The sequence below is a fragment of the Sporosarcina soli genome (assembly GCF_042655805.1).
Lineage (GTDB): Bacteria > Bacillota > Bacilli > Bacillales_A > Planococcaceae > Sporosarcina > Sporosarcina soli.
The window spans coordinates 298925-306285 of sequence record NZ_JBHSNO010000006.1 but is presented as its reverse complement, the minus strand read 5'-3'; the positions used below and the strand labels follow the sequence as shown (position 1 = coordinate 306285).

The following is a 7361-nucleotide window of genomic DNA, read 5'->3' as shown; positions in this document are numbered from 1 at the left end:
AAGTATGGCACACTTTGAAAGAGAATTAAAAGAGTATATTGAGTACTACAATCACAAAAGAATGAAGGCAAAATTAAAAGACCTGAGTCCGGTAGAATACCGAACTCAGATCTTAGAAGCTGCCTAAAATATTTGTCTAACTTTATTGGGTCAGATCACCTATGGTGTGCATTTATTGTTTCCGATCCTGAACATAATTATCGGTTTTATGGTAAGGGATATCGCCCAAAGGAGATTCCATATCTTCAGCATCCAAATTTGCTTCGTATTGTTCAGATGCAGCTGATCGGACAAAACCACGGGAGCGGCCATTGATATCCGTACCTGTGAATTCTTCGATTTCTTCGGTTGCGCCATCTTCAAGTTCACTGTCATATAAAGAATTGTAATCATCACGATCTCCAACGAAATCTGATGGTGTCTCCGAGGTTCCGGATTTTGCGATTTCCTGGAAGCTATCTTCACCATCACGGTTTGCTCCCGCTCTACGATTCGCAAACGTGTTCGGTTCGGCCATGATCAGGATATCCTCTTCAACAGGACGATCATCTGGTATTTGACGTTCAGGTGTATGCTCTATACAAAGAGTCGTATAGGGAATCGCTTCAAGCCGTTCAAAAGGGATGTCTTTCTGGCAAACCTCACATATCCCGTATGACCCTTCCGCCATCGCTTGTAAGGCGTCCTCGACCTTTTCCAATTCAGAACCTGCATGGACATTTAAAGCGATGTCTTTTTCACGCTCAAACAGTTCTGTGCCCATATCACCTGGATGATTGTCATACATGGATAATTCACCGACACCATCCTGCGCACTATCTTTAATATCTGTTTCCTTTTCGGTCTTTAGCAATTGTTTTTTCATCGAAAGAAGTTCGCTTTTAAGAGAGGATTTCTGCTTATCAGTTAACAACGTTAGTCACGTCCTTTTTTATAATACATGTAGTATGCTCATCCAAGTGCCTCTTGAATACGGCCTAGATGATTTCGCGATTCTCTTTCGTTGTTTTCCTTCTTCTTGTCTTATTTAAACATTTCATCTTCATTCAGCAAATGTTTTTTGTACTGAAAGCGAAGCGTCAGCTACAGAAGTCTGCCACCTCCATAGGTGGTGAGATGAATGCATTTTGACTTACTGTTTAGCGGTTGTTCAAACGCCTGCTGAACGAAAATGAAGCCTCCGGCGGATGTCACAGATTTTGAAAGGAGTCAATTGCGTTAATCTAGGTGCCTTAATTTCTGCAAAAAACGCAGAAATACGGCAAATCGAACCCTTTGCTGTTCGATTCGCAATTCAAAATCTGGACGCAATCACGCCAAGGCGTGATTGATGCAAAAAGCCCAAGACACTGGCGAGAGCAGATGTCTTGGGCGGAATGGTTTATTAAAATAAATGACCGATTAATATACCTATGCCGAGCAATAAACCGAATAGTGTATTGGTGATTGCAGTGTTTTTCATCGCGGGCGCCACTTGTAATGGAAGAACATGCTTGCGGAAAGTGGAGACCGCTTGAATTGGTTTTTTAACGCTGAGCAATATGAGTAATGCCCATGGTGTTAATTGTCCAAATAGGACGAGCGCAATGATCCAACCATAAGAAATCACAAAAAACAGTGTTAAAATCGTAACGGCATGCGTTCGACCGACGAGGATGGTCAGTGTTTTCCGGCCACCTATCGTGTCTTCCTCCACATCCCGGATGTTATTTGCCAGCATGATTGCAGCAACAAGTATCATACTCGGAATGGATAGCAAGACGGCGTGGATCGTCACTGTGCCTGTTTGAATATAAAACGCGATAAGGATCAGAAGCATCCCCATGACTACACCGGAGAATAACTCTCCGAAAGGCGTATAGGCGATCGGGTACGGTCCGCCTGTATAGAAGTAACCAATCATCATGGAAACACCGCCAACGAGTGCAAGCATCCATGACGTTTCCATACAAATGTAAATCCCGATGAGCACGGAAATACCGTATAGCAATAAGGCTAGATTCAATATAACTTTCGGCTTAACACCATGCCGTACAATTGTCCCGCCGATGCCTATGGAGTCTTCGGTATCGAGCCCTCTTTTAAAGTCGTAGTATTCATTAAACATATTTGTCGCCATTTGAATCAAGATACTTGCTATCAGCATTGCGAAGAAGAGCGGAAAATGCAAGCTTCCATATGTTAACGCAATCATCGTTCCAAGAAATACAGGTGCAAAGGCAGCCGTAAGCGTGTGGGGACGTGTTAATTGCCACCAAATCCGCCAATCTTTATCAGCTTTTATTGTTTGTTGCAAAATTTTTCTCTCCCTATCATTTTATTGACCGTATCTATTGTACTCCAAAATCAGCAATGTGGGTATATGGCGTACTTAACTCACTAGTTGAAATTGATGCATTTGAGAGGTCGTGCCCTGAAAGGAAAGGGAGATTTTGAAACTCGGTCCATTTCTTATACAGGTACATTGTCTGATGGGTGTGATAGAATAGAGGTATGATCTTTAAATCAGTCGAAGAATGTACGGAGGGAACATGATGAATCGGAAGTTAACAACTACCCGTGAATCACAATTGAAATTGAATCAAGATACATTGCGGTTTTTCACAGAAACAATCGATGCGGGTCGAATTTCGCCACTGGCCTTTTTTGAAGCAGGGGATTCTTGTTATAAAAACGAGCGTTTCTATTGGCAAAACGCCGATAAAACATTGACGCTCGTCGGACTCGGACATGCTACTGTTTTGACCAGCAATGGTAGAAAAAATCGCTTTGCACATATATCTACAGAGTGGAACAAATTGCGTGTAGCGCTTATCAAAGAAGAAAAGGATATGGAGCCTGTTCTTTTTGGAGGGTTTTCTTTCGATCCGGAAAATAGAACTGAATCCGAGTGGAGTAATTTTCCTTCTGCGCATTTTGTAGTTCCTTCTTTCCAATTGATGATAAAAAATGGGAAAACATCGATTTCGATCAATTATATTACGGAAAGCGGCAATGCGGTGGAGGAGTTCGATCGGTTACGGGATGAGCGCGATCGACTGATTCATATTGCACAAGTCGAAGAGTTTGGCCCGATGGCGAAGCCGGAAGTCTTATCAGTCGAGGAGCTTGAGAAAGAACATTATTATGATACGGTGGCAGATGTCACGAAAAAGATCAATGCGGGTGAAGCGGAGAAAGTCGTCATCGCACGTTCGGTCAAGTTGCATTTTGAAAATGAGGTAACTGCTGTTACTGCGCTCCATCATATTTCTAACGAACAGCAGGAAAGTTATCATTTCGGAATGCAAAAGGAAGATTCTCTGTTTTTTGGCGCGACGCCGGAACGTTTGGTCGAGATTGAGAATGGGCGGGCCTATTCGGCATGTGTTGCCGGATCCATTAGACGTGGGAAAACGGCAACGGAAGATCGCCTGTTAGGAGAAGAATTATTGGAGGATCGTAAAAATCGGGAAGAGCATCAATATGTCGTCAACATGATTTCACATGTCTTTGAAACGTATTGCACCGATATTTCGATTCCTAAAATGCCGAAATTGATGAAAATCCGGGATATCCAGCATTTATTTACACCAGTGGAAGGACGACTTGTGCAAGGGATCGATATTTTCAGTTTGGTCGAGGCCCTTCATCCGACACCGGCACTTGGAGGTGTTCCGACGGACGTCTCGTTGGAGATAATTCGGCAGGAAGAGGGGATGGACAGAGGTTATTATGCAGCACCGATCGGTTGGACGGATACAGCCGGAAACGGTGAATTTGCAGTTGCCATCCGCTCCGCATTGTTACAGAACAATGAGGCATATTTATATGCGGGCGGAGGAATCGTAGCAGATTCTGAGCCAGACAAGGAATACGAAGAAACTTGGGTGAAATTCAGACCTGTTCTACGGGCGCTTGGAGGAAAGTTAAATGGATAACCGGATCGTATTGACGGATTATGTCCGTCGGATGACGGGCGCATTGATGCAGGCAGGAGTGAAATCGGTTGTGATCAGCCCCGGTTCACGCTCGACGCCGCTTGCTTATGCATTTGCTTCCACGGACAACCTGAAGGTCTATATGCAGATCGATGAACGTTCTGCTGGGTATTTTGCGCTCGGATTGGCAAAGGCATCAAGGGAACCGGTCGTCCTTCTCTGTACATCGGGTACAGCTGCCTCGAATTATCACCCGGCGATTACGGAGGCATATTATGCGCGTATACCGCTCATTGTTATTACGGCAGACCGACCGCATGAGTTACGAGAAGTCGGAGCACCGCAGGCAATTGATCAGATCAGAATGTTTGGCCAACATGTAAAATATAGCATCGACTTTCCACTTGCCGAACGTAATCCTGATATTGATGATTTTATCGATCGGCATATTAATCGTGCTCTATCCGTCGCATTGACAGCACCGTGGGGACCAGTCCATCTGAATGTCCCTTTCCGAGAGCCGCTTCTCATCGATTTCGATCGGCCGGTTCCAGATTCGACTTTCAGCGAGCGGATTGCTGGCGAAGCGATGCTCGACACAACCGCCGCCAGACAAGTGACAGCCCTTCTTGAAGAGGCTGAACGGGGCATGCTTATTGTCGGTGACTGGCCGCACGACATGGATAAAAAAGCATTCTGGGACTTCGCAGACGCTTTGCAATGGCCAGTATTATGTGATCCGTTATCCAATTTGCGTTCAGAAGTGCCTGAAAACGTCCACGCCCTTTGCATTGATCATTATGATGCGATATTGAAAAGTGAAGTGTTTAAGGAAAAGGCGGTTCCGACGACAGTTCTTCGATTGGGTGCACAGCCTGTTGCGAAGCCGTTATCGCTATTCCTGAAAAAAGTGAAGCCGTCAGTTGTCATTGCGGTTGACGAATCTCCTGAATTCCGCGATTCACTTGGGATTGTCACGCACCATATCCAAGCTTCACCGACGTCACTTTTCCAACTAGTTGTCAATCAGTCTCGCACGGCTTACACGGAACTATGGGTGAGAGCAAATGAGCTGGCATCCGAAGTGACGGCCAATTATGAAGGTGTCCCGGGAGATGAAGGGATCATCGCCAAATTGTTGTTTGAGCATTTGCCAGATGGTGTCGATCTTATTAGCGGCAGCAGCATGCCGATCCGAGATGTGGATACCTTTTTTAGGAAAACAGAGAAAGATATTACACACTTTGCAAACCGTGGAACAAATGGCATCGATGGTGTCGTGTCGACTGCATTAGGCATTCAGGCGGCTAGGAAGCGTCCGGCTTGGTTGTTGATTGGCGATTTGTCATTTTTACATGATGTTAACGGTTTGATCGCCACCCGTTTTCATGAAATGGATTTGACGATTATCATTGTGAATAATGATGGTGGAGGCATTTTTTCCTATTTGCCACAATCGACGGTGCCGGAACATTTTGAGGAGTTATTCGGTACACCAACCGGTCTCACTTTCGAACATATCGCGGCGATGTACGATGCGCAATACGCTGCGGTCACCACTTCTGAAGCGTTTCAGACAGAGCTTGCCAAACCAAAAAATAGACCGCTTCGAATGATTGAAGTGTTCACCAATCGGCAAATGAATGTGAAGGCGCATCGTGATTTATGGCAACAAATTACGGAAAGGCTTGAAGGGGATGAGTGAACAGTTCATTTCTATTCGGGGAATCGATATCCATGTAGCGATCCGCGGGGAAGATCACTTGCCTACGGTTGTCTTGTTACATGGCTTTACAGGCAGCACTGCTACATGGAACGAAGTGTCAAAGCGCTTGACAGGTGTTGCCCGAACTGTGGCAATCGACTTGACGGGACATGGGAAAACAACAGCTCCTGTGGAAACAGAGCGGTATGCAATGGACCAACAAGTCAAGGATCTGGAGGCTCTTTTCGATCATCTCGGGCTTCGATCGTTCGTGCTGATCGGCTATTCAATGGGAGGCCGCATTGCCTTAGCTTACTCCATTCTTTATCCAGGACGGGTTTCATCTTTAATACTGGAGAGCGCTTCACCGGGCCTGAAAACGGAAAACGAAAGAGTGGAGCGTCGTCAGGCGGATCAACGGTTGGCGGAAAAACTGGAGACGGATGGCTTGCCTGCTTTTGTTGATTTTTGGGAGAACATCCCTTTGTTCCACACCCAGAAACGATTGTCGGTTGAAGTACGACAAACAATTCGACAGGAGCGTCTCGGACAACGTGCAACAGGGCTTGCCAATAGTTTGCGCGGCATCGGGACCGGGAGTCAACCATCCTATTGGTCGGGACTTGGAACCGTCCATATGCCTGTAATGCTCCTAACGGGGGAGTATGACGCGAAATTCATAAATATTTCCCGGGAAATGGGAGAGTATTTCCCTACTGTCCGACATGAAACGATCCCGGATGCGGGACATGCAATTCACGTGGAAAAACCGGATGTATTTGCTACAATGATAAGTGAACATTTATTACAAACGAAAAATGGAGGAGGGGCAGTATGACACGTCAATGGGAAACAATACGTACATACGAGGATATTAAGTACGAAAAGTACAACGGAATCGCGAAAGTGACGATCAACCGTCCGGAAGTGCGCAATGCATTCCGCCCGAAAACGACAGCGGAGTTGATTGATGCATTTTCACGTGCCCGTGATGATGAGAGTATCGGTGTTATCATTCTGACTGGTGAAGGCAAGGATGCATTTTGTTCAGGTGGGGACCAATCTGTACGCGGACATGGCGGTTACGTTGGGGACGATGAGATTCCACGTCTGAACGTTCTTGATTTACAGCGTTTGATCCGGGTAATTCCAAAGCCGGTTGTGGCGATGGTTGCAGGATATGCAATCGGTGGCGGACATGTTCTACATGTCGTCTGCGATTTGACGATTGCCGCAGATAATGCTAGATTTGGACAAACTGGACCGAAAGTAGGTTCGTTTGACGCTGGTTATGGTTCAGGGTATCTGGCCCGTATCATCGGCCATAAGAAAGCGCGTGAAATCTGGTATCTATGTCGTCAGTACGATGCACAGCAAGCATTGGATATGGGACTTGTCAATACAGTCGTACCGTACGAGCAGTTGGAAGATGAAACGGTTCAATGGTGTGAAGAGATGCTTGAAAAGAGCCCGACAGCACTTCGCTTCCTAAAAGCGGCAATGAACGCTGACACAGACGGTCTTGCAGGACTTCAGCAATTGGCTGGAGACGCAACGCTTCTCTATTACACAACGGACGAAGCAAAAGAAGGACGCGATGCATTCAAGGAGAAACGCAAACCGGACTTCGGACAATTCCCACGTTTCCCTTGATAAAAGAAATGTTGATATTTGTCATCGAATAGCTAGATAGAAAGCTGCCTTTTCATGGGCAGCTTTTTCTCAATGGAAGGTGA

The 7361-nt window shown here is 45.8% G+C and carries 7 protein-coding genes; 5 read left to right on the top strand and 2 right to left on the bottom strand.

Annotated elements, in window-relative coordinates; translation table 11 throughout:
* Positions 1-127, top strand: a 127-nt coding sequence (locus ACFPRA_RS13690) for an IS3 family transposase (protein ID WP_381435656.1), incomplete at its 5' end; no start/stop codon positions are given.
* A gap of 45 nt (positions 128-172) precedes the next feature.
* Here the strand turns inward: ACFPRA_RS13690 and ACFPRA_RS13685 are convergent.
* Both ACFPRA_RS13685 and ACFPRA_RS13680 read right to left on the bottom strand, forming a co-directional pair.
* The gene (locus tag ACFPRA_RS13685) at positions 173-913 is read right to left on the bottom strand and encodes a TraR/DksA C4-type zinc finger protein (RefSeq protein WP_381435627.1); all 741 of its coding nucleotides are present in this window, start codon (positions 911-913) and stop codon (positions 173-175) included.
* A 471-nt stretch (positions 914-1384) separates the two neighbouring features.
* Positions 1385-2296, bottom strand: coding sequence for a 1,4-dihydroxy-2-naphthoate polyprenyltransferase (locus ACFPRA_RS13680; protein WP_381435623.1), 912 nt, complete (start codon positions 2294-2296; stop codon positions 1385-1387).
* Between the two features lie 238 nt (positions 2297-2534).
* On the opposite strand from ACFPRA_RS13680, the gene ACFPRA_RS13675 reads away from it, so the two are divergent.
* Genes ACFPRA_RS13675 through menB form a run of 4 tightly spaced genes read left to right on the top strand, consistent with a single transcriptional unit; the run spans position 2535 to position 7278 of the window.
* Positions 2535-3920 carry an isochorismate synthase gene (locus ACFPRA_RS13675; RefSeq protein WP_381435621.1) on the top strand — a complete coding sequence of 462 codons (1386 nt, stop codon included), beginning with the start codon at positions 2535-2537 and terminating at the stop codon, positions 3918-3920.
* Positions 3913-5625 carry a 2-succinyl-5-enolpyruvyl-6-hydroxy-3-cyclohexene-1-carboxylic-acid synthase gene (gene menD / locus ACFPRA_RS13670; protein ID WP_381435618.1) on the top strand — a complete coding sequence of 571 codons (1713 nt, stop codon included), beginning with the start codon at positions 3913-3915 and terminating at the stop codon, positions 5623-5625. The genes ACFPRA_RS13675 and menD overlap by 8 nt, the downstream gene beginning before the upstream one ends.
* Positions 5618-6463 (top strand): 2-succinyl-6-hydroxy-2,4-cyclohexadiene-1-carboxylate synthase, encoded by an 846-nt coding sequence (menH, locus tag ACFPRA_RS13665; RefSeq protein WP_381435616.1) that lies wholly within the window; start codon positions 5618-5620, stop codon positions 6461-6463. Before menD ends, menH begins: the two co-directional genes overlap by 8 nt.
* Positions 6460-7278 (top strand): 1,4-dihydroxy-2-naphthoyl-CoA synthase, encoded by an 819-nt coding sequence (gene menB / locus ACFPRA_RS13660; protein ID WP_381435613.1) that lies wholly within the window; start codon positions 6460-6462, stop codon positions 7276-7278. Before menH ends, menB begins: the two co-directional genes overlap by 4 nt.
* Positions 7279-7361 lie beyond the last annotated feature (83 nt).